Origin of the sequence: Rhodanobacter humi, from assembly GCF_041107455.1 — a bacterium.
GTDB lineage: Bacteria > Pseudomonadota > Gammaproteobacteria > Xanthomonadales > Rhodanobacteraceae > Rhodanobacter_A.
Map to the genome: position 1 here is coordinate 2,856,965 of NZ_JBGBPY010000001.1, position 25,213 is coordinate 2,882,177.

Below are 25,213 nucleotides of genomic sequence, written 5' to 3' on the forward strand. Positions count from 1 at the left end.
TATGGGAAGGTCAAGCCGGGACGGTGCCAACCAGAAAAGCCTGCTTGCCGAGGAATCGCCAGAAGAACGGAAGTCGAAGATAAAGCGCTACGAGCCATGGAGATTGCGGCAGCCGGCTTTTTGTCGTATAGGGAAGGAACCGGGGGATACAAACAGAGACTTCGAATCCGGCAAGCACCAGGGCTTCAGCCAGGCTACGGTCGGTCAGCGCCGTGTGATGGTCGAAGTAGTCCCAGTACTCACCAGGAAGAAAACGGATATTGGGTTGAAGTATCATTACCCGGCCTCCCGGCTTGAGTATGCGCTGCGACTCGCGAAGCGTACTCAATACAAGTTCCTTGCTCGGCAGATGCTCGAGAAAATTGCTCATGAAGACGCAGTCGACGCTGTTCGACGCCAGCGACGAGATTTGCGTGCAGGATTCGTTGATGACCTTGATGTCGGCATTGGCCCGCTCGGCTACGTCCGGATTCAGATCCACCGCTATCTTGTGAGAGCACTGGATATGATTTATGAATTCGCAATAGCCAGCGCCTATATCGACGACGGTGTCAGTTCGCTTGACAAATTTCTGAAAGAAGTCACTGCACAATACTTTCCATATTTCATTCTTTTTTATCTGTGCATCTTTATCAAAGCGTGCTTCGTAAAGGTTCTTCAGAAGTTTCGATTCTTCACTCATGGGTCATTCTCCAAGTTCAAAAGATATGGCGGCGTCGTGAATTACTTTCGCGTGCCCCCCAGCCATCGCTATTCCATCACTCTATCTTTTGAGTGTGATGCTTGAGTATTTCTGGTCGCAGTAGCTCTCGCGCACGGCCTCGGCGAACGGAGTCTGGCGCACGCCGAAGACTTCTTCGGTATCGATCCCGTGGAACTCGTCGCCGGCGGTCAGCGCCTTGAGCTGGTCGGCGGTAAACGGCGGTTTGCCGCTGAATAGCGCGTAGACCCGCAGCAGCAGGTGGAACAGCCCGTACGGGATATGCACAATCGGCGTACGCAGCTGCTTGGCCTGCTTGATCGTCTTGATGATATCTACGTAGTCGATGCGGGTTTCGCCGACCACGTCGTAGACAGCGCCATCCGGCTGGGTTTCGATGCAGCGCACGATGCAGCGGCAAAAGTCCCGCTCATACAGGGGCTGGCGCATGTAGCGACCATCGCCGGGTATCGGGAACAGCGGCGTCTTGGCCATGAAGCGGGAAAGCCAGCCCAGATGCTTGGGATCGAACCAGCCGAACATAAGGGTAGGGCGGAGCACGCAATGCGGGATGCCGCCGACGACCACCATGGATTCCTGCGTCTTCTTGGTGCGGGTGTACTCATCATCTCCCACCGAAACCACCACCGATGAGCTGATGTGCACCAGGTACGGGACGGCGTGCGCCTGCAACGCCTTCAGCACGCGGGCGGTGGCATCGATATTGTTGCGCACGAACAGGTCCGGCGACTTGCCGGTGATCTGTGCATGCAGCTGAACCACGCAGGCAGCCCCTGCAAATGCCTCGGTCCAGTCACCCTCTTCGGCGAGATCGGCCAGGATGGCGGTGACATCGGGATGCAGCTGACGCAGGATCTCCAGGTTGTAGGCGTGCTTGTCGATCGCGACGATCTGCGTGTAACCCTGGGCTTTCAGCTCCACGATCAGGTTCTGTCCGACCAGCCCGGCGGCTCCGGTGAGGACCAGTTTGGCGTGTTTGTCGATCATGCTCATGCGGAGGTCACAGATTGATGCGCTTGAAGACGAATTCGGGAATGTGGCGAATAATCAGCATGATCGGCAACCAGAACCACGGCAGGTAGACCACGCTGCTGCCGCGGTCGGCCGCACGCACGATGCCGCGAGCCACGCTGGCCGGAGAGGCCCACAGCGCGCCCTTGCGGAAATCGCGTGTCATCGGCGTATCCACGAAACCCGGCTTGATCGTGACCACGTTGACGCCGACTTTGGCGAGTCGCTGGCGCAGGCCGCTGGCGAACGTGCTGACAGCGGCCTTGGCGGCCCCGTAGAGGTAGTTGCTCTGGCGACCGCGATCACCGGCAACCGAGGAGATCACGGCCAGGACACCGCGCCCCTGAGCTTCCAGGCGTGGTGCCAATGCCGTCATCAAGGCGATGGTGGCGGTGCCGTTGGTGGCGAATTCCGCCAAGGCGGTTTCCACCGATTGCTCGCACGCACCCTGGTTCGGCAAGGTGCCGTGCGCAATCAGTACCACGTCAACGCTGCCAAGCTGCTTCCATGCCTGATCGAGCACGCCGGCATGTGTATCAAACCGGCAGACGTCGAGCATGGCCTCGCCGACATCCACGGCGCCACGGACGCGCAGGTCGGCAGCAATATCGGCCAGCCGCGTGGTGTTGCGTGCGACCAGGAACAGCCGCGCGCCGCGTGCGGCGTAGCGTCGTGCCGTGGCTTCGGCAATCGCCGAGGTGGCACCGATGATCAGTACATTGAGCATGTTCACTCCATGACCCGGCGCCAGAAGCTGGACGAGAAGCGCGGGTCGACAAATGGGCGGAAGGATTCCCAGGCAGGGAAACTGGCGCGGAACAGTGGACCGGACATGCGGGCATCCTTGGCCGGATAGATGGCTCCACCGGCGGTTGCGACCACGTCGTCGAGGCGATCGAGTAGTCGCAGGGTGGTTTCGCCGTGGTTGGGGAAATCCAGTGCCAGTGTGGTGCCCGCGCGCGGAAAGGATAGCAGGCCGGGCGAGCGCAGCTGGCCAAATTGCTTCAACACCGCGAGAAACGAGCCGCCACCGCTGGCCGAGATCATCCGTGCCAACTGGTCGACACAAGCTTCCGCGGCGGCTGGGGGTACCACGCACTGATACTGCAAAAATCCGCGCGGGCCATAGACGCGGTTCCAATCGCCGATGCCGTCCAGCGGGTAGAAGTGAGGCTCGTAGTGAGTGGTCAGATGCACTATGGGTTGCCGCTGGCGGTGGTAGTACAAGGTGTTGAACGTGCGCAGGCTGAGTGGATTGATCAGCGACAGCGGCGGAACCAGCGGTACCCCGAGACGACGGGTGCTGGCCGCCGGGCGGCGATCGGGAATAGCGGACGCATGGTTGGCGCGGGTAAACAGGCCGCGCCCCAGCGCGCGCCCCTTGGCCGCACAGTCGATCCAGGCCACGGTGTACTCGTAGTCGCGGTCCGAGTCTTCGGACAGCCGAAAAAAGCCGGCAAGATCCTTGAAGCGATGAACCTCGGTGCTCATCCATGGCCCGGCGATTCGGCGCAGCTGGATGCGAGCCCAGGTGATTAGCCCGGTGAGGCCGAGGCCTCCTATGGTGGCAGCGAACCAGTCCGGATGGTCGGTCGGGCTGCACAGCAGTCGACTGCCGTCGGAACGCAGCAGTTCAAACGCCAGCACATGGCGGCCGAAAGTACCCGCTTTGTGGTGATTCTTGCCGTGCACATCGTTAGCGATGGCGCCGCCAACGGTGATGAACTTGGTGCCCGGGGTCACCGGCAGAAACCATCCCTGCGGTACCACCAGATCGAGAATTTCCGAGAACAGTACCCCCGCCTCGCACTCAAGCAATCCGCTGGTGGGGTCGAAGCTCAGGTAGCGGTTCAGGCCGCGCGCGTGCAGTAGCGTGCCCCCGTCGTTGAGGCAACTGTCGCCGTAGCTACGGCCATTGCCGTAGGGAAGCAGAGAGCCCCCCGTGACAGGCAACTCGGCGTGCCGGTCGGTGACAGCCACGACGGACTGTTTGGTGGGCGGATAGCGTCCCCAGGATTGACCGATCGTGGTCATCAGATGGCGAGCAGGGCGATCACGGCGGCCAGACCGAGCAGTACGCGGCTGACGTTGTCCTTCACCGCGAACACGACAGGGTCATCGTGCATGATGCCGCGGTGCGCGATGGCCCAGGTGCGGCTGATCCAGTACAACAGCAGCGGACACAGCAGCCACAGATATTGCGGATGACGGTACAGCGATTCGCTGGCGGTGCTGTTGATGTAGAGCGCCAGCACCAGCACGGCCAAATAGCCGCTGGATCCACCGAGTGACTGGATCAGCGGGATGTCCTCCACATCGTAGCCGCGACCGCTGGCCTTGACCTTGCCGCCCTTCTGCGCCGCCAGTAGTTCGGTGTAGCGCTTGACCATTGCCAGGCTGAGAAAAATGAACATCGAAAACGCGAGCAGCCAGAATGACGGCGGCGTGTCGAGCGCGGCGGCGCCAGCGAGTATCCGCGTGGTGTACAACAGCGAAAGCACCACGACGTCGAGCATCATGATGCGTTTGAACTTCAGGGAGTACGCGCTGGTGAGCAGGTAGTAACCCAGCAGCACCGCGATGAAGGCCGGTGACACCAGCCACGCCAGGGCAAAGCTGCCGACCAGCAGGGCGATCGCGGCAATCGGCCCCGCCGTGAGCGGTAGCGTGCCAGCTGCAAACGGGCGATGCCGCTTGCGTGGGTGCTGGCGATCGGCTGCCAGGTCGAGCAGGTCGTTGGTCAGGTACACGCTGGACGCGCACAAGTTGAAGCAGAGGAAGGCCAGCAACGTGCTCGCAACGGCATCGACGTCGAGCATCCGATGGGCTGCGAGCAGCGGCAGAAATACGAGGACGTTCTTGATCCACTGGTGCACGCGCAGCGCCTTGACCCATTGGCGTAGTGTCGCCTTCGGGGCGGCGAAGGTACGCTCGACCCTGGTTACCCGGGAAGCTGCCAACGAGAGACGAGGGCTTGCTTCGACGACGATGGCAGAGCGCGCGTACTTCCAGACATGGAGGTCGACTGCTGCGTTGCCGGCGTAGTCGAACCCGCGTTCACCGTATTTCTCCACCAATGCCCGCGCCTTGTTGGCTCCGGACAGGTTTCGAGCGCCGTCGCTTGACATCGTGGACTCGAACCCGCCGACGTGGGCGGCCACTCGCCCGGCCAATGCGGCATCCGACGCGGTGCAAAGCACCACGGGGCGGTTCTGCTGCTCAGCGCGCACCCATGCGATCACGTCATCGTTATAGGGCAACGTGGTGGCATCGAGTTCAACCCGGCGCGCGATCTCCCGCTTCAGGCGTGCCTTGCCACGCAGCAACCATATAGGCATGGCGAACAGGAGGAGCGGCTTGCGTGCAAGCAGTGCCAGTGCGGATTCGACCAGCAGATCGGAGCGTATCAGCGTGCCATCCAGATCGACGCATAGCGGCACGATCACGGCTTCTCGTCTTTGCACTGTGGGCACTTGCGTTGTAGGCGTCATCCGAATTCCATTCCGATCTCTGTTGCTTGCGGGCAAGCGTGGCTGTCTTTCTGCCACCAGGCAGCAGATGCAAACTCAACATGAAGAAGGTTTGATATACGCACTGAAAGCTCAGCCGAGCGCCTGCTTCAGCTCCGGAATGATCTTGAACAGATCCCCAACCAAGCCGAAGTCGGCGATTTCGAAAATTGGTGCCTCGCCATCCTTGTTGATCGCCACGATGGTGCCGGCGTCCTTGATGCCGGTGAGGTGCTGGATCGCGCCGGAGATGCCGATCGCCATGTACAACTCGGGGGCGATGATCTTGCCGGTCTGGCCGACCTGCAGGTCGCTCGGCACGTAGCCGGCGTCGACGGCGGCGCGCGAGGCGCCGACGGCGGCGCCGATCTTGTCCGCGAATTTGAAGATGATGTCGAAGTTCTCCTTCGAGCCTACGCCACGGCCGCCGGAGACGACCTTGCTGGCGCTCTGCAGGTCCGGTCGATCGCTGCTGCCCTGCTTCAGTTCGACGAAACGGGTATGCGTGGGCAGCGCGGCGTCGATGGAGAGCGCCTCGACTGGCGCGATGTTGGAGCCGGTGGGGGCGGCAGGCCAGGAGGCCGAGCGGATCGTGGCCACGACGGTGTAGCTGGCATCGGCCTCGACCGTGATGATCGCGTTGCCGGCATAGATGGGGCGCTTGAAGGTGTGGGCCGCTTCCACGCTCATCACGTCGCTGACCTGGGCCACGCCGAGCAGGGCGGCCACGCGCGGGGCGACGTCCTTGCCGAACGTGGTGGACGGCACGAACACGTGGCTATAGCCGGCAGCGGCCTTGGCGATCTGCGGCGCCAGCACGGCGGCCAGCGGGTGGGCGTTCTCGGCGCGCTCGACGGTGAGCACGCGGCTCACGCCGTCGATCTTCGCGGCCTGGGCAGAGAGCGTGGCGACATTGTCGGCCAGCACCAGTACGTCGATGGCTTCGGGCTTGACCGCCGCGGCTGCGCTCACGGCGCGCGCGGTGGCGGGGTTCAGCTTGCCGTCCAGGTGTTCGGCGATGACGAGGATCTTGCTCATGGCGTGGTTCCTTGTGTCTTGCATCTCGACAGGAGCGCTGTAGGAGCGGCTTCAGCCGCGATTCCTTTAAGCCGGTCGCGGCTGAAGCCGCTCCTACGGGTGATGTGGGAGTTACAGCAGGCCCTTCTGCTTCAGCGCCGCGACCAGTTCGGCGGCGTCCTTCACCATCACGCCCTTGCTGCGCTTGGCGGGCGCGGCGTAGTGGGTGGTCTTTAGGTGGTCGCCGTTGTCGACGCCCAGCGAGGCGAGCTCGATCACGTCGATAGGCTTGCTCTTGGCCTTCATGATGTCGGGCAGCTTGATGAAGCGCGGCTCGTTGAGACGCAGGTCGCTGGTGACGACGGCGGGCAGGTCCACTTCGATGGTTTCCAGGCCTGCATCCACCTCGCGCGTCACCGTGGCCTTGCCGTCGGCAATCTCGATCTTGCTGGCGAAGGTGGCCTGCGGGCGGTCCCAAAGTGCGGCCAACATCTGGCCGGTCTGGTTGGCATCGTCGTCGATGGCCTGCTTGCCCAGGATCACCAGGCCGGGCTGTTCCTTCTCCACCAGTTTCAGGAGCGTGCGGGCGGCAGTGAGTGGTTGCACGGCATCGCTGGTGGTGACGTGGATGGCGCGGTTCGCGCCCATCGCCAAGCCGTTGCGCAGATGCGCGGTGAGGTCGGCCGGGCCGATACCTACCACCACCACTTCTTCAGCCAGGCCCTTCTCGCGCAGGCGCAGGGCTTCTTCCAGCGCGATATCGTCGAACGGGTTGGCGGAAAGCTTCACGCCATCGGTCACCACGCCGGTGCCGTCGGGCTTCACCTGGATGCGCACGTTGTAGTCCACGACACGCTTGTAGCCGACCAGTATCTTCATGGGGATTCCTAGACTCATGAATAGCCCTTGTGCGGGCCGCAGAGACGGCCATTTTACCCGGTCTCAGGCAGCTATACGAACCAAGCTGTGGGCGGTAGTTAGTGGGAGGCTTTCAGCAGCTGCGCCGCGCGTAAGGATAAGGAGGAGCCTTCGCAGCTTCGTCCAGCCCAATGAGCGCAGCAGCGCTGGCGACGCGGTAACCTTCCGCCTGCGCCGCCAGTCCGAGCACTCGTTCGACTGCATGAGCCAGTGTGCCATCGATCTGGCCGGATTCCGGCTCGAATTCATCTACGCCCAAGTGAGCGTCCAGCAACGGGCGTAAGGCGGCGGGACGCAACCAGAACATGCTGCCAGCAATGAAATTGACGCGTTCGGCTCGTGGCGCCGGGATTCCGAGACGGCGGATGAGATAGTCGACGCCGTCCTTGTTCGCACCTATGTATTCGGAGAGTGGTTGCCGATGGCCTTCGGCGTGCACCAAGCCCTGCGTGGCCTCGTCGCGGAAGGCGGTCGCGATACGCGTGGCGCGTTCAGGTGCAAGTAGCTTTTCCAGCAGTTCGCGACGCCAAATGTCGCCGTCCTGCCGATGGGTGGAGCGCTTGCCGTGCAGCTTGAGCACGGTGGTCACGCCTTCGTCGAGCAGGCGGTTGGCCACGTGGAGGAACGGCAGGATGTCACGGCCGCGGTTCTCGAATACCTCGACTTCGGCGTCGATGCCGAGCCGTGCAATTCGCTCGCGCACTGCTCGTTCGCGCTCGGGCGCAGTAGTGATCACGATGCGCCAGTCGAGGCCGCTGGCGTGCAGCGCCGCGACGAGTTCGTCCAGCAATTCCGGGTACCAGACGTGGAGCACGGCACAGGGGCGGTGATCCGGCGCCGGTGCGGGCTGCAGCGCGGCACGGGTGGCTTCCAGCCAGGCGTGGCCGAGCCGGCTGTCGGGTTCCAGCACGGCGCCTTCGGCCCATTCGTTCCAGGCATTGACGAAGACCAGCGGCTGCGCTGGAAAGCGCCGCCGCGCAACACCGATGGCATGCCGCAGCCAGTCGCGATAGCCGCGCGGCGAGGCATGCGCGAACACGCGGCCGCTGCCGCTGCGCCGCGGCTCGTTGTCCCAGCCCGGATTGACGCCGGGGTAGCGCGGGTACGCCGGATCGGGCTGTGCCATGGACTGGCGGGCCAGCTCGCGCCAGTCGTGCACGTCGCCGCGGTAGTCCGGGTTGAGCAGGCGTTGCCGCGCGGTGATCGGCGCGGGCGTGGTGTTGTTCGGCGGGAATTCCACCGCGGCGTCGAAGCCGATCGTGCGCGGATCGACCCGGTCGAAGCTCTGCACGTAGGCGAGATGGATCTCGCCGAGGCCGTTGGCGCGGCACCACTCACGCCAGAGGGCAGCGGTCGCCTTCGGGTCCGGCAGCAGGCCGGGGCGGTAGACCAGCAGCAGCGGCTTGCCGTCGACGCGCAGGTAGCGTGGGTCGGCGAGATAGCGCGCGACATGTTCGATAAAGGCGAGGTCGTCGGCGGGGCTGTGCCGCTGCCCGATCAGGATGTCGTCGGCGCGGCCGTCCCAGCGCCGCGACCAGTTCTCGTTGGCCCAGCACAGGCACAGCGGCAGGTCGAGCGTGGAGTCGGCCAGCCATTGCTGCAGCGGCGTTTCCAGCAGGGTCTTGCCGGCGAACCAGTAGAAGTAACTGCAGAACGTGCCGATACCGTACTCGCGGGCCAGCTGCATCTGTCGGCGCATCGTGTCCGCCAGGCGCAGGTCGTAGAAGCCCAGCTCGCCGGGAAGGCGCGGCTGCGCATGCCCTTCGAACTGCGGCAGCGCGCGTGTCACGTTGTGCCACTCGGTGAAGCCCTCGCCCCACCATGCGTCGTTCTCCGGAATCGGGTGGAACTGCGGCAGGTAGAACGCCACCACGGTGGCGGGCAGCGGCGTCGGCAGCGTGCCGTTACGCCGGGGGGCGAAACCGATCGCGCGTCCGGCGGCCTGGCTGCGCGGCCGATGCTCGGCCTGTGACGCTTCGACCGACTGGCCGCGCGGCCCCTGCGGCAGCAGGCCGGCGTGCCTATCCAGGAAGCGCTGGCGCAGCCGGTCGCGCGTGGCGCCTGGCATCGGGGTCAGCCGGAAGCCGATGCGCAGCGCGGTGAACAGACAGCGTTTGGCGAAGTCGCGTGCGGACATGGTGGTCTATCGGTGGTGATGCCGGAGCATCGGCGTTGGCGCGCACACGGTCAATCCAGCACGCGATGCAGGACGGCGGCGGCGGCGGCGGCGGAGAAGTGCTGCTGTACGTTGTCGAGGCCGCGGGCGGAGAGTTGCTGCCAGAGTGTTTCGTCGCGCTGCAGCCGCCGCATCGCCGCGACGATGGCGGCCGCATCGTCGGCCACCAGCACGTTCACGCCGTCGGCGAGCTGCATGCCTTCCACCGCGACGGTGGTGGCAATCACCGGCACGCCGTGGCTCATCGACATGTTGATCTTGCCCTTCACACCGGCGCCGAAACGCAGCGGCGCCAGCGTAGCGAGACAGTTGTCCAGCCAGGGCGCAAGCTCGGCCACGCGGCCGTGGAATTCGAGTCCTGGCGCGGCCAGCTCGTGCCGTGCCGTGCACGGCATGTCGCCGAGCACGTGCACGCGGATGTCGGGTAGCGCCTCGCGCAGCTTCGGCAGGATCTCGCCGGCGATCCAGCGGATCGCGTCGCTGTTCGGCGGGTGGCCATAGCCGCCGATGAAGACCAGGTCGCGGCGCCCCGCGTGCGGGTGCCGGCAGCCATGCACGTCGTGGATGTTGGACAGCAGCTCCACCCGTGCCTGTGGCAACAGCCGCGCCAGCAGTGATTGTTCGTGCGGGCTGACCACGAAGCTGACGTCGGCCTGTTCGATCAGGGCCAGCTCGCTGCGGCGGGCGGCTTCGGCTTGGCGGGCCATGATCGTGCTGCCGCCGAGTTCGGCGGCGCGCCGCTCGCGCAGGAAGTGCAGGTCCACCGTGTCGAAGAGCAGCTTTGCCTGCGGCGCGTGCCGGCGCACCAGTCCGGCGTACTGGCCGGCGACGGTGTGCCGGCACAGGATCACCGCGTGCAGTTCGCTGCCGTGCTCGCGCAGCCAGCGCGGCAGGTCCGCCACCCACGGCTTGCTCAACACTTCGCAGCCTAGCGCGCCGAGCGCGTCGATCTCCGCCGGGCTGGCGCGGCCGTCGTCGGGCAGGAAGGCGGTGCTCCAGCCCTGTTCGTCGAGCAGGCGCAGGATCGCGCACAGGCGCAGCGAACCGGAGTCGCGCGCAGGCTCCGGCGTCATCGCGTCCACCACCAGCACGCGGCCGCGCCGGCGCCAGTGGATCGCGCGTTCGAGTGGCGTGCCGGCGGGCGGCTGGGCGGCGAGTTCGGCCGTCCATTTGTCGACGAACTTTGCCTGGTTGGGTCGCTGGTGACGCTTCATGCCGCGGTTGAGGTCGATGCCGGCGCTGATGCCCTCGCAGTGGATCACCGTGCTGGCCGGTTCGTAGTACACGCGCAGGCCGAGCCGGCGCACCGCGAACGCCAGGTCGGCATCCTCGTAGTAGGCAGGTGCGTAGCGTGCGTCGAAGCCACCGACACGCTGGAACAGCTCGCGGCGGATCATCAGCGAGGCGCCAGAGACGTAGTCGACCTCGCGGCGGCAGCGGAACAGTGGTACGTCGCGTGGTTCGAAACGGCCGGTGGTCCAGCAGCTTCCGTCGGCGAACACCAGGCCGCCAGCTTCCTGCAGGCGGCCGTCCGGATAGACCAGCCGGCTGCCGGCGATGCCGCAGTCGGCGCGCTCGGCGAAGCAGTCGAGCAGTGCGTCCAGCCAGCCGGGCGTGACCTGGGTATCGTTGTTGAGGAACAGCAGGAATTCGCCGCGTGCCGCGGCGGCGCCGGCGTTGCAGCTGCCGATGAAGCCGAGGTTGGCGGCGTTGCGCAGCAGGCGCAGGCCGCCGACCTGCACCAGTGTGACGGCGCTGGCATCCGGTGAGGCGTCGTCCACCACGATCACCTCGAACGGCGCCTGCGCACCGTGTTTCGCCAGTGAGCGCAGGCAGGCGAGGGTATGGGCGAGTTCGCCGTGAACCGGGATGATCACCGACACCTGCGGCTCATCACCGGCCGGCAGTGCGAACGGCGCGAACGGTTCGTCCAGCGGCAGCAGCGCCAAGGCCTCGTCCAGCTCAGGTCGTGACTGGAATTCCTGCCGCATGCGTGCCAGCGTGCCGCGCCAGCCGCGCAGCGCAAGGCTGCCGCGCGTACGCTGCCACAGGTAGCCGAGGCGCTTGAGTCGCCAGTGCAGATTGCCGATCAGCGGACTGCCCTCAACCACTCACAGATTCTGGTAATTCGGCCCCGAACCACCCTCCGGCGTCACCCAGGTGATGATCTCGTACGGGTCCTTGATGTCGCAGGTCTTGCAATGCACGCAGTTGGCGGAGTTGATCTGCAGGCGCTTGCCGTGCGGGGCGCTTTCGTCGGCCACCATCTCGTAGACGTTGGCGGGGCAGAAGCGGGTGCAGGGGTTGTCGTACTCCTCCACGCAGCGGGTGGCGCAGATGTCGGTGTCGGCCACGTGCAGGTGGATGGGCTGGTCCTCGTCGTGCTCGGTGGCGGCGAAGTAGACGCCGGCGAGGCGGTCGCGCGGCGGCAGTTCGCGCTGCACGTAGTCGCGCTTCGGTTCTTCCTGCTGGCCGAGCTTGTGCAGGCTGGACCAGTCGGGCTTGTTCTTCAGCGTCCACGGCGAGCGGCCGCCGGTGATCGTTTCCCATGCCGCATTGAGCATGCCGAACCACAGGCCCTTCTTGAAGCCGGGCTTGATGTTGCGCACCTTCTTCAGCTCGGCCATCGCCTCGGAGCCGCGCAGCTTCGCGTCGAAGCCATCGGCCTTGAGCCCGTTCGCGACGAGGTGTTCGGCGGCGAGCATGCCGCTGCGGATCGCTTGGTGGGTGCCCTTGATCTTGGGCACGTTGAGCAGGCCGGCGGTGTCGCCGATCAGCAGCGCGCCGTGCATCTCGCATTTCGGCAGCGACTGCCAGCCGCCCGTGACGATGGCGCGTGCGCCGGCGGAAAGGATGTTGCCGCCTTCCAGCAGCGGCTTCACGTGCGGGTGGTTCTTCCACTGCTGGAAGGCTTCCCACGGCTGGTAGTTGGGATCGCTGTAGTCGAGGCCGCTGACGTAGCCCAGCGCGATGCGGTCCTGGTCCAGGTGGTAGAGGAAGCCGCCGCCGTAGGTGTGGCTGTCGGCGGGCCAGCCGAAGCTGTGCACGATCTTGCCCGGCGTGGCGCGGCCGGCGGGCACCTGCCAGAGTTCCTTGATGCCGATGGAGTAGCCCTGCGGGTCGCTGTCCGCGTCCAGCTTGAAACGCTTGATGAGCTGCTTGGTGAGGCTGCCGCGCGCGCCTTCGGCGAGCACGGTGACCTTGGCCTTGATGTCGATGCCCTGGGTGTAGCCCGGCTTGTGCGAGCCGTCCTTCGCCACGCCCATGTCGCCGATGCGCACGCCGGCGACCGAGCCGTCCTCGTTGTAGACGACATCGGCGGCGGCGAAGCCGGGAAACACGTCCACGCCCAGCGCTTCGGCCTGCGGCGCCAGCCAGGCGCACATGGCGCCCAGCGAGACGATGAAGTTGCCGTGGTTGTGCATGCCCGGCGGCACTGGCAGCTTGCGGCCGCCGGTCTTGCTGAGCAGCCAGAACTCGTCCTCACCGGCCGGCACGCAGATCGGCGGCGGGGCGTTGCGCCAGCCGGGCAGCAGGGCGTCCAGCGGACCGGGCTCGATCACGGCGCCGGAGAGGATTTGCGCGCCGATGGTCGAGGCCTTCTCGATCACGCACACCGTGGTGTCGGGCTGGAGCTGCTTCAGCCGGATCGCGAACGACAGCCCGGCCGGACCCGCGCCGACCACGACGACGTCGTATTCCATGGTTTCGCGTTCGCTCATCGCATTCCCCGGGGTATTGGCTGCACGGCTTGAGCGTGCGTCACGGTATGGGTCAGGTCCGCCATTGTCCGAAATGGCGCGTGGCGCGGCAACGCGCGCTGCGCGACGCCGGTCAGAAGTCCAGTTGCTCCGACGCGATATGCAAGGCGGCCGCCACGCGGGCCAGCGTGGTCTTGCGCGGGTGTTTGGCGGCTTCCGTCTGCGCATAGGCCGCCTGCGAGATGCCCATGCGCGCAGCCACTTCGGCCTGGGTCAGGCGCAGATGTTCGCGCCATGCCTTCATCGGACTGGCGCCGTCCACCGTGGCGCTCACCACCTCGTGGGGGATCAGACCGTCGGCGCCGGCGAAGCGCTGCATGAACTCGGCGTAGGGCACCACGACATACGCGGGGGTGCCGTCGGGGCCCTTGATGGTCTGGATGTCAGTAAGTGCGTTCGTCACGTTTGCCTACCTCCTCGATGCGCACCAGCTTGATCGAGCCTGCGAAGTCGAAAAGCACCCGATAGTTGCCCACACGCAGCCGATAGCCGCATGGGTGGTTCACCAGCGCCTTGACGCCCGTGCAGAGGGGAAACTGCGGCAGTTTCGCCTGCACGGCGTCGCGAATGTCCACCTGCGCAGGTTGCGGAAGTTTGCGCAATTGCCTGGCAGCCTTGGGCGTCCATTCGATGCGGTTCATGGCTCGATTATAAGTCTTCAATAAGTTTCATCAAGCATCGTTGGGGTAGATGGGGCACGTTATCGGGGGAGCGCGGAAGCGAGGCCTCGGCTGTCTGTACGAGGTTTTCTGCGGCGCCACCGCTTGCATTCGCTTCATCGAGCGCGGCGATAATCGGAGCAACTCGCCTCAAGGAATGCCGATGAGTTCGCTGCCGCCGATCACCGACCTGGACCTGCGCCGCGCCACCGTGTGCCAGCTGCTGCACTGGCTGGCCACCGGGCGCACCAACCCGCAGGCGCTGGCCGAGGCGACCCAGGAGGCGATCGAGCGCATCAATCCGCAGCTGAACGCCTACGTGGGCCTGAGCCCCGGCCTGCTGCAGGAGCAGGCGCGCACCGCCGAGCATCGCCGCCGCGACGGCGTGATCGGCCGACTCGACGGCATCCCGGTGGCGATCAAGGACAACCTCGACATCGCCGGCTGGCCCACCCGCGCCGGCCTGCCCGGGCGCGATCAGCCGGCGACGGACGACGCGCACGTGGTGGCGCGGCTGCGCGCCTCGGGCGCGGTGCTGGTCGGCAAGACCAACATGGATGAGGGCGCGCTGGGCGCGGCCACCGAGAATCCGCATTTCGGCCCCACCCACAATCCGTGGAAGCATGGCTGGAGCGCGGGCGGCTCCTCGGGCGGCGCGGCGGCCGCGGTGGCCGCGGGCCTGGCCGCGGCGGCGGTGGGTTCGGACAGCCTGGGCTCGATCCGCATCCCCGCCAGCTACTGCGGCGTGTACGCGCTCAAGCCCACCCACGGCGAGATTTCCGCCCGCGGCCTGGTGCCGGCGGCGCGGCGGCTGGACGCGGTGGGCCTGATCGCGCGCAGCGCGGCCGATCTCACCGTGCTGCTGCAGGTGCTGGCCGGCTACGACGCCGATGATGCGCGCTCGCGCCGCCGCCGCGTGGCTCTGGCGCTGCCGGACTGGGAACCGGGCAAGCTGCGCACCGGCTTGTTGCCGGATCTGGCCGCGGTGGGCGTGCAGGCCGAGGTGGCGGCGGTGTTCGAGTCGTCCGTGGCGAAGCTCGCCCACGCGCTGGGCGAGCGCCGCACGGTGGACTTCGCCGACTGGGATTTCGCGCGCACCCGCCGCGCCGGCCTGCTGCTGATGGAGGCCGAGATGCTGGGCACCTACGCCGAGGATCTGGCCGATGCCGCGCACCCGGTCTCGTCGCGCTTCCGCGAGATGCTGGGCTACGCCGCGCGCAAGAGCGCGGCGGACTACGCGAAGGCCGACCGCGTGCTGGACGCGGCCACGTTGAAGATGCGCCGCCTGTTCGCGCAGATCGACGTGCTGGTGCTGCCCACCACGCCTTGCGGCGCCTTCCCGCTGGGCGGCACGGAGCCGGACAACCACGCCGACCTCACCAGTTTCGCCAGCCTCGCCGGCTGCCCAGCGGTGAGCATCCCGATGGGCACGCTGTCGAACGGCCTGCCGGTGGGTCTGCAATTGGTGGGTGGGCGTGGCTCGGATCTGCGTCTGCTGGAACTGGCGGCGGTGTGTGCGGCCACGCTGGACGCCGATCCGGTTTATCCCGCGATTGCCTGATGCCCAAGCCCGCTGCCTTGGCATGGCTGCCAGGCAGTGGCAAGCCAACGCGGGCTCGACCCGATGGATGCAAACCCGCAGGAGTGGCGTAGGAGCGGCTTCAGCCGCGATGCTTTTGGGGATGGGGCGCGGATCGCGGCTGAAGCCGCTCCTACGCAATGCAACCGTCGCGCACAGGATGCGCTTTGGCACCATATGCCATCCCGTGCGCTTTCCCATCGGCCTGGTTGTTTGGGCAATCGGCGGCGCTCGCGTAGCATGCCCGTTCGGCTCGACCTGCAGCGGGCCATACATCGCTACTGAAACCGGCAGTCCATGAACGCACGTCTTGCCCCCCGCACCGATCACCTCGACGAGCTCGAGGCCGAGAGCATCCACATCTTCCGCGAGGTCGCGGCCAGTTTCCGCAAGCCGGTGATGCTGTATTCCATCGGCAAGGATTCCTCGGTGCTGCTGCACCTGTTGCGCAAGGCGTTCTACCCGGCGAAGCCGCCGCTGCCGTTGCTGCACGTGGACACCACCTGGAAGTTCCGCGAGATGATCGCGTTCCGCGACCAGGTGGCGGCGCAGGGCGACGTCGAGGTGCTGGTGCACATCAACCAGGACGGCGTGCGTCAGGGCATCTCGCCGCTCGTCCACGGCGCCACCGTGCATACCGACGTGATGAAGACCCAGGCGCTGAAGCAGGCGCTGGACCAGTACCGGTTCGATGCGGCGATCGGCGGCGCCCGCCGCGACGAGGAGAAGTCGCGCGCCAAGGAGCGCGTGTTCTCGTTCCGCAACGCGCAGCACCGCTGGGACCCCAAGCACCAGCGCCCGGAGTTCTGGCACACGTACAACACCCAGATCCGCCAGGGCGAGAGCGTGCGCGTGTTCCCCATCTCCAACTGGACCGAGATGGACGTGTGGCAGTACATCCGCCGCGAGGCCATCCCGGTGGTGCCGCTGTATTTCGCCAAGCCGCGCCCGGTGGTGGCGCGCGACGGCGCGCTGATCATGGTGGACGACGAGCGCTTCATCCTGCGCGAAGGCGAAAAGGTCGAGACGCGCATGGTGCGTTTCCGCACGCTGGGCTGCTACCCGCTCACCGGCGCGGTGGAGTCCGGCGCCGCCACGCTGGACGAGATCATCCAGGAGATGGCCGATTCCAGGAGTTCCGAGCGGCAGGGACGGGTGATCGACCACGATCCCACGGCCTCGATGGAGCGCAAGAAGCAGGAGGGTTATTTCTGATGGGTGCCGTCAACGCCAACAGCACCGGCCAGGGCCTGCTGCGCTTCATCACCTGCGGCAGCGTGGACGACGGCAAGAGCACTCTGCTCGGCCGCCTGCTGTACGACGCCGGCATGCTGCCGGACGACCAGCTCGCCGCGCTGGCGCGCGACAGCCGCAAGCTGCACGCCGACGCGGGCGATGCGTTGGACTTCGCCCTGCTTACCGATGGCCTCGATGCCGAGCGCGAGCAGGGCATCACCATCGACGTGGCCTACCGCTATTTCCACACCGCGCGGCGCAGCTTCATCGTGGCCGACTGCCCCGGCCACGAGCAGTACACCCGCAACATGGCCACCGGCGCCTCGAACGCCGAGCTGGCGGTGGTGCTGGTGGACGCACGCAAGGGCCTGCTGCCGCAGACCCGCCGCCACACCTACATATGCAGCCTGCTCGGCATCCGCCAGGTGGTGCTGGCGGTGAACAAGATGGACCTGGTCGGCTGCGACGAGGCCGTCTATCGCGGGATCAGCGAGGCCTACCGCGCGCTGGCGCAGACGCTGGGCATCGCCCGGGTCGACTGCCTGCCGGTGATCGCGCCGGGTGGCGACAACGTGGGCAACCGTTCCACGCGGATGCCGTGGTACTCGGGCCCGACCCTGCTCGATCTGCTGGAAGCGGCCGACGCCACGCCGGCGCGGGCGGCGGATTTCCGCATGCCGGTGCAATGGGTGAACCGGCCCGACCAGGGTTTCCGGGGCTACGCCGGCACGATCTGCGGCGGCCGCGTGACGAAGGGCGACGAGGTGGTGGTGCAGCCCGGCGTGACGCGCGCACGCATCGAACGCATCGTCACCGCCGACGGCGACCTCGACAGCGCCGGCGAAGGCCAGGCGGTGACGTTGTGCCTGGATCGCGAGCTGGACGCCAGCCGTGGCGACGTGATCGCCGACGCGTTGCGCCCCGCGCCGGTGGCCGACCAGTTCGCCTGTCACATCGTATGGCTGGGCGACAACGCGCTGCTGCCGAACCGCACCTACTGGCTGAAGATCGGCACGCGCACGGTCAACGCGCGGGTGATGGCGATCAAGCACAAGGTGGACGTGAATACCCAGGCCAAGCTGGCCGCCCGTCATCTCGCGCTCAACGAGGTGGGCTACTGCACGGTGGGCCTGGACGAGGACATCGCGTTCGAGCCCTACGCCGTCAACCGCACCTTGGGTGGCTTCATCCTGATCGACCGCCAGAGCAATGCCACCGTGGCCTGCGGCATGATCGACTTCGCGCTGACGCGCTCGGCCAACGTGCATTGGCAGCATGTGGACGTGGACAAGACGGTGCGCGGCGCCGGCATGGGTCAGCGTCCGCTGTGCCTGTGGTTCACCGGCTTGTCCGGTGCCGGCAAGTCCACCATCGCGAACCTGGTGGAGAAGCGCCTGCATGCGCTGGGCCACCATACTTATCTGCTCGATGGCGACAACGTGCGCCACGGCATCAACAAGGACCTGGGCTTCACCCCCGAGGACCGCGTGGAGAACATCCGCCGCATCGGCGAGGTGGCGCACCTGATGGTGGACGCGGGACTGATCGTGATGGTCAGCGCGATCTCGCCCTACCGCAGCGAGCGACGTTCGGTGCGCGAGCTGTTCGACGCAGGCGAATTCGTCGAGGTGTTCGTGGACACGCCGCTGGCCGAGTGCGAACAGCGCGATCCCAAGGGCCTGTACCGCAAGGCACGCGCCGGCGAGATCCGCAACTTCACCGGCATCGACGCGCCGTACGAAGCCCCCGAGGCGCCCGAGGTGCACCTGCGGACCTCCGGCCTGCGCGCCGAGCAGCTCGCCGAGCAGCTCGCCACCCAGTTGCTGGAACACATCGGCTTGCCGGCGCACGGCGATGGTTACGCCATCTGAACTTGCCGGGGGACTCCATTTTCCGCTCGCCGCAGCTAGGACCGTAGGTCGGGCTTCAGCCCGACACAGCCAGGGAGTCGGGATGGATCCCGACCCACGGACGCCGTCGAATGCCTCGCTCCGGATACTGCATGGTTCGGACGGCCGGTCCGGGCGATGAACAACTGGCATGACCTCCGACTTCCCGATGCGGACGTGGCGCTGTGGCCACAGTGGCTGGACACGGCCGAGGCAGACGCGCTGTTCGCCGAGCTGCGTCAGGCGATCGCCTGGGAAACCCATCGCATCCGCCTGTTCGGCCGTGAGCTCGATTCGCCGCGATTGAGCTGTTGGATCGGCGATCCCGGCGCCGCCTACACCTATTCGCGCAGCCGCTTCGAGCCCCGGCCATGGCCATCCGCGCTGGCCGCCGTGCGCGAGCGCGTCGAGCAGGATTGCGGCACGCACTTCAACAGCGTGCTGGCGAACCTGTATCGCGACGGCCGCGACTCGATGGGCTGGCACAGCGACGACGAGCCCGAACTGGGGACACAGCCGGTGATCGCCTCGCTGAGCCTGGGCGCCGAGCGGCGTTTCCGCTTCCGTCGCCGCCGCGCGCGCGGCGAACCGGCGCAGCCCGGCGACACCGTCGAGCTGGTGTTGCCGCACGGCAGCCTGTTGCGCATGGCTGGCGCCACCCAGCAGCTGTACCGGCACGACCTGCCGCGCATGCGCGGCATCGATACGCCGCGCATCAACCTGACTTTTCGCCGGGTCGATACGTCGGCGCACTGAATCCGCGGCTTGGAATGCCCCGCGCGGGCAGGGGATAATGGCCGTCTCCCATCCCCGCAAGGCGCCACCGCGATGACCGAGAAGACCGTACTCAACGCCACCCATCGCGCGCTGGGCGCACGCATGGTCGACTTCGGCGGCTGGGACATGCCGATCAACTACGGCTCGCAGATCGAGGAGCACCACGCGGTGCGCCGCGACGCCGGCATGTTCGATGTCTCGCACATGACCGTGGTCGACCTGCACGGCGCGCACACGAAGGACTTCCTGCGCCACCTGCTGGCCAACAGCGTGGACAAGCTGAAGGTGCACGGCAAGGCGCTGTACTCGTGCATGCTCAACGAGCAGGGCGGGGTGATCGACGACCTGATCGTGTACTTCCTCGGCGACGAGTTCTACCGGCTGGTGGTGAACGCTGCCACCCGCGCCAAGGACCTGGCGTGGATCGAAAAGCAGGCCGCTGCCTTCGGCGTGGAAGTGCGTGAACGCCCCGAGTTCGCGATGATCGCGGTGCAGGGGCCGAACGCCCGCGCGAAGGTGCTGGGCCTGCTGCACGAGGTGGACCGCGTGCGCATCGAGAAGCTGGGCAAGTTCGCCGCTGCCGCCGCGCAGGGCCCGCACGGCATGCCGCTGTTCGTGGCGCGCACCGGCTACACCGGCGAGGACGGCTTCGAGATCATCGTGCCGGCCGAGCACGCGGTGGCGTTGTGGGAAGCGCTGGCCGCCGCCGGCGTGGCGCCGGCCGGCCTCGGTGCACGCGACACGCTGCGCCTGGAAGCCGGCATGAACCTCTACGGCCAGGACATGGACGAGACCGTCTCGCCGTGGGAGGCGAACCTCGGCTGGACCATCGCGCTGGACGAAGGCCGCGACTTCATCGGCCGCGCCGCGCTGGAAAAACAGAAGGCCGCGGGCGTGCCGCGCGTGATGGTGGGCCTGGTGCTGGACGAGAAGGGCGTGCTGCGCCACGGCCAGACCGTGCTCACCGCGAACGGCGAGGGCGAAATCCTCTCCGGCAGCTTCGCACCCACGCTGGAGAAGGCGGTGGCGTTCGCGCGCATCCCCGCCGGCGAGCCCGGCGCGATCCGCGTCGACATCCGCGGCCGCGAGCTGCCGGTGCGCCTGGTGAAGTACCCGTTCGTGCGCGAAGGCAAACCCTGCGACGGCATCTGAGCCGCCCCTTTCCTGCCCATCTCTTGCGGCTAGAATGGCCGCCTGTCCCCTGACCCGAAACTGGACCCGACCATGAGCGAGATCCCCGGCGACCTGAAGTTCAACAAATCCCACGAATGGGCCCGCGTCGAGGACGGCGGCCTGGTGCGCGTGGGCATCTCCGACCACGCCCAGGGCCAGCTCGGCGACCTGGTCTACGTCGAACTGCCGGAAATCGGCGCCAGCGTCACCGCCGGCAACGCCGCCGCGGTGGTGGAATCGGTGAAGGCCGCCTCGGACATCTACTCGCCGGTGTCCGGCGAGGTGGTGGAGGTCAACGAGGCGCTCAACGACAAGCCCGAAACGATCAACGAGGACGCCTACGGTGAAGGCTGGATCTTCGCCGTGCGCATCAGCGACCGCGCCGAGCTTGACCAGTTGCTCGACGCCAGCGCCTACGAGGAACTGATCGAGAACGAGGACCACTGAGCGTCCCCGTTTCCGCGTGGATCGACGACGGCCGCCTTGCGCGGCCGTCGTCGTTTCCGGCATCCGCGGCGTGTCGCGCCGGCGTCGCAAATGGACGGCCGTTTGCGGAAGCGATGCGGGCCGCCGGAAGCGCCGGAAGCGGGGCGATGGTCGTGCCCGACGTGCTCGTTGGCGTCGCCGGAGCGGACGGGTCCGGTCGTTGCCGTCGCCGCGGCGAGGTGTCGAAGTCGGCTGTTCGCTGCCCGCGACGGCGGCAATTCGTTCCGGCGACGACCGTTTCGCGAAGAATCCGGTCGCGTCCCGTTCATCTCCCTGGGACGCCGTCATCCGGCGTGCGAGGCGCGGATCGGTGCGCGGAGGCGATGGCGTTACGCGTTCCCTGCGCGATGCATGCGGCAAGCGGAAAAGCCCTTGTTTCAAGTGCTTTTCAACATGCGGCGAAAAATCCATCGCAATATCGTTTGGATGTATGGATGTCCAAACGTGAATTGCCGCGATGCCGGAATGATGGTGCCGCCTGCGCCGGCGGCATCCGTCCCTCGGCGAAACGAATTGATTTGCCGAACAAAATCCATTGACAGCTGAAATCTTACGGAATAGCTTTCGCCCAAGTTCACGGGGAACGGCAACATGGCATCACCGAAATTCATCACGCCTTACATAGAGCACGGTGAGAAGGCGAACGCGGTACGCAAGATCACCGTTTCGATTCCGCTCCATGTATTGCGTACGCTGTCCGACCTGCGCACCGAACGTCAGGTGAAGAATTTGAGGCACGCCACCAACAGCGATTTGCTGGTCGAGGCGTTCCTCCACGCTTTTACTGGGCAACCACTGCCAACCGATGAGGAGCTGAGACGAACCATGGCCACTGCCAAGAAATCCGCTGCGAAGAAGCCGGCTGCCAAGAAGGCCGCCAAGAAGACCACTGCCAAGAAGACCGCCGCCAAGAAGCCGGCCGTCAAGAAGGCTGCCGCGAAGAAGACCGCCCGCAAGCCGGCGGTGAAGAAGGCCGCCGCCAAGAAGAAGCCGGCGGCTGCGAAGAAGACCACCGCGAAGAAGGTCGCCAAGAAGCCGGCGGCGAAGAAAGCCGCTGCCAAGAAGCCTGCCGCCGCCAAGGTGGTGAAGGCCGTCAAGACCAGCAAGACCAGCAAGACCGCCAAGAAGTAAGCACTACAACAACAGGCATCATCGATTTGTCTCCCCGCGGTGCCCAGCGCGGGGAGATCGATTCGGAAACTTCGTCCCGGCCCTGCCGGGACGTTTCGTTTATAGGAGTGCGGCCATGGCTGGCCGCCCGTTTGATTCTCGCGATCAGGGAGGATCGCAAGGATTGAGGAGTGCGGTCATGGCTGGCCGCCCGTTTGACTCTCGCGATCAAGGACGATCGCAAGGTTTGAGAGGTGCGGCCATGGCGGCCGCCCGCTCGACTCCTGCGACCAGAGGCAGTTGCAAGGATAGGCGCCACAAGCTGTCGAGCCGTTCCATGCCGCCCCGCCAGCACGACCCCGGCCACGCCACCGCGGAATGCATCACGGCTTGCGACGAAAGTCCGTGCGATTTGCCCACCCGGCGCAATGCGGTTACCTTTCCCACATCCGCGCCGCGGCGTAGTCAGGGGACTCGCCGCTCCTGGATGCACAGGGGGAAAAAGCGCGGGTATCTGTCGACACTCGGTGAGAGACCATGGATACCCGATATACACACATCGCGCGCCGCCGCGTGCGCGGGGCCGTCCGGCCCGTTGCCATCGCCATCATTGCCATCGTCGCCGCGCTTGCCGCCGCGGCATGGCTGCTGATCGTCCGCCCCTACCAGCAGCAGATGCAGCTGGACAACGGCGGCGTGCCCGCCGTGACAGCGGTCGGGAAGACGCCGGCCGAAGCCGCGCCCGCCAACGTGCAGGCGATGGACGTCAACCAGCTGCTGACCGAGGCCAGCAAGGCCCTGAAGGATCAACGCTACCTGGCGCCGGCGGGCAACAACGCGTTCGAGTTCTACCTGCGCGTGCTGGCCAAGCAGCCGGGCAACCCGGTGGCGACCAGCGCCCTGCGCGAGACCTTCCCGTATGCCGCATCGGACGCCGAGCAGGCAGTCAACTCGCGCGACTTCAACGAGGCGCAGCGCCAGATCGACCTGCTGGCCAAGGCCGATCCGGCGAACTACACGCTGACCATCCTGCGTTCCAAGCTCGATGCGCAGCGCAAGCTGGCCAGCCAGCAGCAACAGCAGGCGGAGGACCAACAGAAGGCGGCGCAACTCGCCGTGCAGAAGGCCGCCACCGAGAAGCAGGAAGCCGCGAAGCAGGCCGAACAGCAGCAGGCGCAGCTGGCCGCCGAGCAGGCCAAGGCGAAACAGCAGCATACCGAGCAGCAGCAGACCGCAGCGCAGGAGACAGCGCAACCCGCTCCGACCGCGGTCGCCGCTGCCGAGAGCAGCGACGCGGTGCTGCTGAAGGGCGCGAACCCGAACTATCCCACTGCGGCCCTGCGCGCGGGCCAGAGCGGCTGGGTGGTGGTCGGTTTCACGGTCACGCCGGAGGGCCGCACCTCGGACGTGCACGTGGTCGATGCGCAGCCGCGCCATGTGTTCGATCGCGCCGCGATGGAGGCGGTGAGCCGCTACCGCTTCAAGCCGGCGACGCATGGTGGCACGGCGGTGGCGAGCACCAAGCAGCAGAAGATCGAGTTCAGCACCGGACGCTGATCGACCCGCAGCTGATGCAGACGAAGACGGCGCATGCATCGCATGCGCCGTCTTCGTGTTGGCCGGAGCGGTGACGACCGGTTCAGCGGTGGCGGCGCGATCGCGCCTTGCGCGCAGGTTTGGCCTTGGCCGGTGCCGCCTTGGCGGGTTCGGGACTTTCCACCCCGGCCCAGTCCAGGTGGGGCAGGCCGAGCAGACTGTCGAACACCATCGGCATCAGCCCGCTGGGCATCGCGCCGGCGGAGTTCCACAAGGTGACCACGCCCGCGTGGTACTTCGGGAAGAAACCGATCATGGTGCGGTAACCGGCCACCGCGCCGGCGTGGAAGATCAGCGTTTCGCCGCCGTAGGTGTAGACGCGCCAGCCCAGCGCGTAATGCGCGGCGCTGAGCCGCGCACGCCGCCACGGCGTGGCGCGCAGTTCGGTCGGCGTGTTCACGGCAGGCGCGTGCAACACGTCGAGCAGGCTGGTGGGCAGCACGTCCTGGCGGCCACCCATCTGCGCGATCAGCCATTGCTCCATGTCGCGGATGCTGGCGTTGACGCCGGCGGCCGGCGCCACGCGGTAGTAGGTCTCGTTGGGCTGGAATGGAATCCAGCCGTGGTTCCGGCCGGGGCGGTGCGGGTGCGCCCAGCTCTTGCTGGATTCCAGCGCGGAGCGACCGTAGCTGGCGGTCTGCATGCCCAGCGGATGGAACAGCCGCTGGTCGACGAGGCGGTCGAAGAAGTTGCCGGTGCGCGCGAACAGCACGTCGCCGATCATGCTGAAGGCCACGTTCTGGTAGCCGTAGCACTGGCCTGCGGGGCAGGTGATGTCCACCTCGTCCAGCTTGCGCACCAGCTCCTGGTACGACTCGTCGCCTTCGAGCAGGTTGTCGTAGGTGTTGTGCGGCAGGCCCAGCCGCTGGCCGAGGATGTCGGCCACGGTGGCCTGGTCGGCGGACTGCATGTCCTTGAGCTTGAAGTAGGGCAGCACGTCGACCAGCTTCATGTCCCAGCGCAGCTTGCCGCTGTCCACCAGCAGGCCGGTGACCGCGGTGGCGAAGGCCTTGGAGAGCGAGGCCAGCCGGAATACGGTGGTGGGCGTCACCGGTGTCTGGCTGGCGGCGTCGGCGTAACCCAGGGTGTGCTCGAACACCACGTTGTCGTCGATCACCACCGCCGTGGCGAGGCCGGCGGCACCATGGCGCGCGTCGAGTTCGTCCAGCCAGCGTTGGTAGTCGGCGAGCGTGGCCTTGACGCGTTCGGCCGGCAGTTCGGCCGTGGCGATGTGCGCGCTGGCTGGCGGCAGGTTGCCGCCGTCGTCGGCCGGCGCCGCGTGGAGGCCGGTGCAGGCCAGCGCGAGTGCGCAGGCAAGGGTGGGGCGCAGATGTCGATGCCGCATGTTCTTCGCAGATCGGGCCGGCGCGAATCGGCGCCGGTGGTGGAGGGCGTGCCGAGGGTGGGAGGCGTCGCCGGGGAAGTCGTCCTTCGATTCTCCGGCACTTTGCGCATGCCGACAACGTGCGCTGCCTTGAGGCCCATCGGGATCCGGCCAAGTGCGGCGATTCCGGCTGGCGGGTTTGGCGACACCGGGCGGGTTGCCGCGAACGCGTGCTAGCCTTTCCGCATCCTGGCTTGCCCCCGCTGCTGGA

At 66.6% G+C, this 25,213-nt stretch carries 22 protein-coding genes; 9 read left to right on the forward strand and 13 right to left on the reverse strand.

Going from position 1 to position 25,213, the window contains the following annotated elements; genetic code table 11:
* Positions 1-10 precede the first annotated feature (10 nt).
* The 12 genes from AB7878_RS12645 to AB7878_RS12700 form a co-directional block, all read right to left on the reverse strand.
* Complete coding sequence (locus AB7878_RS12645) at positions 11-682, reverse strand: class I SAM-dependent methyltransferase (protein WP_369494713.1); 672 nt, start codon at positions 680-682, stop codon at positions 11-13.
* A gap of 81 nt (positions 683-763) precedes the next feature.
* Positions 764-1,708 (reverse strand): NAD-dependent epimerase/dehydratase family protein, encoded by a 945-nt coding sequence (locus tag AB7878_RS12650; RefSeq protein WP_369495762.1) that lies wholly within the window; start codon positions 1,706-1,708, stop codon positions 764-766.
* 13 nt (positions 1,709-1,721) lie between these two features.
* Entirely contained in the window at positions 1,722-2,459 is a 738-nt protein-coding gene (locus tag AB7878_RS12655) for an SDR family oxidoreductase (protein WP_369494714.1), read from the reverse strand.
* A 2-nt stretch (positions 2,460-2,461) separates the two neighbouring features.
* Positions 2,462-3,766 carry an FAD-binding oxidoreductase gene (locus AB7878_RS12660; protein ID WP_369494715.1) on the reverse strand — a complete coding sequence of 435 codons (1,305 nt, stop codon included), beginning with the start codon at positions 3,764-3,766 and terminating at the stop codon, positions 2,462-2,464.
* Positions 3,766-5,223, reverse strand: coding sequence for a UbiA family prenyltransferase (locus AB7878_RS12665; RefSeq protein WP_439653794.1), 1,458 nt, complete (start codon positions 5,221-5,223; stop codon positions 3,766-3,768). Before AB7878_RS12665 ends, AB7878_RS12660 begins: the two co-directional genes overlap by 1 nt.
* Positions 5,224-5,334: 111 nt before the next feature.
* Positions 5,335-6,279 carry an electron transfer flavoprotein subunit alpha/FixB family protein gene (locus tag AB7878_RS12670; RefSeq protein WP_369494717.1) on the reverse strand — a complete coding sequence of 315 codons (945 nt, stop codon included), beginning with the start codon at positions 6,277-6,279 and terminating at the stop codon, positions 5,335-5,337.
* Between the two features lie 111 nt (positions 6,280-6,390).
* Positions 6,391-7,137 (reverse strand): electron transfer flavoprotein subunit beta/FixA family protein, encoded by a 747-nt coding sequence (locus AB7878_RS12675; protein ID WP_369494718.1) that lies wholly within the window; start codon positions 7,135-7,137, stop codon positions 6,391-6,393.
* Positions 7,138-7,249: 112 nt separating this feature from the next.
* Positions 7,250-9,313 (reverse strand): glycoside hydrolase family 99-like domain-containing protein, encoded by a 2,064-nt coding sequence (locus AB7878_RS12680; RefSeq protein WP_369494719.1) that lies wholly within the window; start codon positions 9,311-9,313, stop codon positions 7,250-7,252.
* A gap of 50 nt (positions 9,314-9,363) precedes the next feature.
* The gene (locus AB7878_RS12685; protein ID WP_439653795.1) at positions 9,364-11,463 is read right to left on the reverse strand and encodes a glycosyltransferase; all 2,100 of its coding nucleotides are present in this window, start codon (positions 11,461-11,463) and stop codon (positions 9,364-9,366) included.
* Positions 11,464-13,074, reverse strand: a complete 1,611-nt coding sequence (locus AB7878_RS12690; RefSeq protein ID WP_369494720.1) for an electron transfer flavoprotein-ubiquinone oxidoreductase — start codon at positions 13,072-13,074, stop codon at positions 11,464-11,466.
* A 112-nt stretch (positions 13,075-13,186) separates the two neighbouring features.
* Positions 13,187-13,516, reverse strand: coding sequence for a helix-turn-helix domain-containing protein (locus AB7878_RS12695; protein WP_369494721.1), 330 nt, complete (start codon positions 13,514-13,516; stop codon positions 13,187-13,189).
* Complete coding sequence (locus AB7878_RS12700; RefSeq protein ID WP_369494722.1) at positions 13,497-13,754, reverse strand: type II toxin-antitoxin system RelE family toxin; 258 nt, start codon at positions 13,752-13,754, stop codon at positions 13,497-13,499. Before AB7878_RS12700 ends, AB7878_RS12695 begins: the two co-directional genes overlap by 20 nt.
* A 181-nt stretch (positions 13,755-13,935) precedes the next feature.
* Between AB7878_RS12700 and AB7878_RS12705 the strand changes: the two genes are divergently transcribed.
* From AB7878_RS12705 to AB7878_RS12745, 9 genes are all read left to right on the forward strand, one after another.
* Complete coding sequence (locus AB7878_RS12705) at positions 13,936-15,333, forward strand: amidase (protein ID WP_369494723.1); 1,398 nt, start codon at positions 13,936-13,938, stop codon at positions 15,331-15,333.
* A 315-nt stretch (positions 15,334-15,648) separates the two neighbouring features.
* Positions 15,649-16,566, forward strand: coding sequence for a sulfate adenylyltransferase subunit CysD (cysD, locus tag AB7878_RS12710; protein WP_369494724.1), 918 nt, complete (start codon positions 15,649-15,651; stop codon positions 16,564-16,566).
* On the forward strand, positions 16,566-18,458 hold the full coding sequence (gene cysC, locus AB7878_RS12715) for an adenylyl-sulfate kinase (RefSeq protein WP_369494725.1): 1,893 nt from the start codon (positions 16,566-16,568) through the stop codon (positions 18,456-18,458). Before cysD ends, cysC begins: the two co-directional genes overlap by 1 nt.
* A gap of 156 nt (positions 18,459-18,614) precedes the next feature.
* A complete protein-coding gene (locus AB7878_RS12720; protein WP_369494726.1) occupies positions 18,615-19,232 on the forward strand; it encodes an alpha-ketoglutarate-dependent dioxygenase AlkB family protein in 618 nt (205 codons plus the stop codon).
* A gap of 72 nt (positions 19,233-19,304) precedes the next feature.
* Positions 19,305-20,405: a glycine cleavage system aminomethyltransferase GcvT gene (gene gcvT / locus AB7878_RS12725; protein ID WP_369494727.1), complete on the forward strand. Its 1,101-nt coding sequence runs from the start codon at positions 19,305-19,307 to the stop codon at positions 20,403-20,405.
* A gap of 72 nt (positions 20,406-20,477) precedes the next feature.
* On the forward strand, positions 20,478-20,873 hold the full coding sequence (gene gcvH, locus AB7878_RS12730) for a glycine cleavage system protein GcvH (RefSeq protein ID WP_369494728.1): 396 nt from the start codon (positions 20,478-20,480) through the stop codon (positions 20,871-20,873).
* 362 nt (positions 20,874-21,235) lie between these two features.
* The gene (locus AB7878_RS12735) at positions 21,236-21,451 is read left to right on the forward strand and encodes a hypothetical protein (RefSeq protein ID WP_369494729.1); all 216 of its coding nucleotides are present in this window, start codon (positions 21,236-21,238) and stop codon (positions 21,449-21,451) included.
* Positions 21,452-21,503: 52 nt separating this feature from the next.
* Positions 21,504-22,043: a met regulon transcriptional regulator MetJ gene (gene metJ / locus AB7878_RS12740; RefSeq protein ID WP_369494730.1), complete on the forward strand. Its 540-nt coding sequence runs from the start codon at positions 21,504-21,506 to the stop codon at positions 22,041-22,043.
* 516 nt (positions 22,044-22,559) lie between these two features.
* Positions 22,560-23,579, forward strand: a complete 1,020-nt coding sequence (locus tag AB7878_RS12745; RefSeq protein ID WP_369494731.1) for an energy transducer TonB — start codon at positions 22,560-22,562, stop codon at positions 23,577-23,579.
* 82 nt (positions 23,580-23,661) lie between these two features.
* Here AB7878_RS12745 and AB7878_RS12750 read toward each other — a convergent pair whose 3' ends face one another.
* Positions 23,662-24,963 carry a serine hydrolase domain-containing protein gene (locus AB7878_RS12750; RefSeq protein WP_369494732.1) on the reverse strand — a complete coding sequence of 434 codons (1,302 nt, stop codon included), beginning with the start codon at positions 24,961-24,963 and terminating at the stop codon, positions 23,662-23,664.
* Positions 24,964-25,213: the final 250 nt, after the last annotated feature.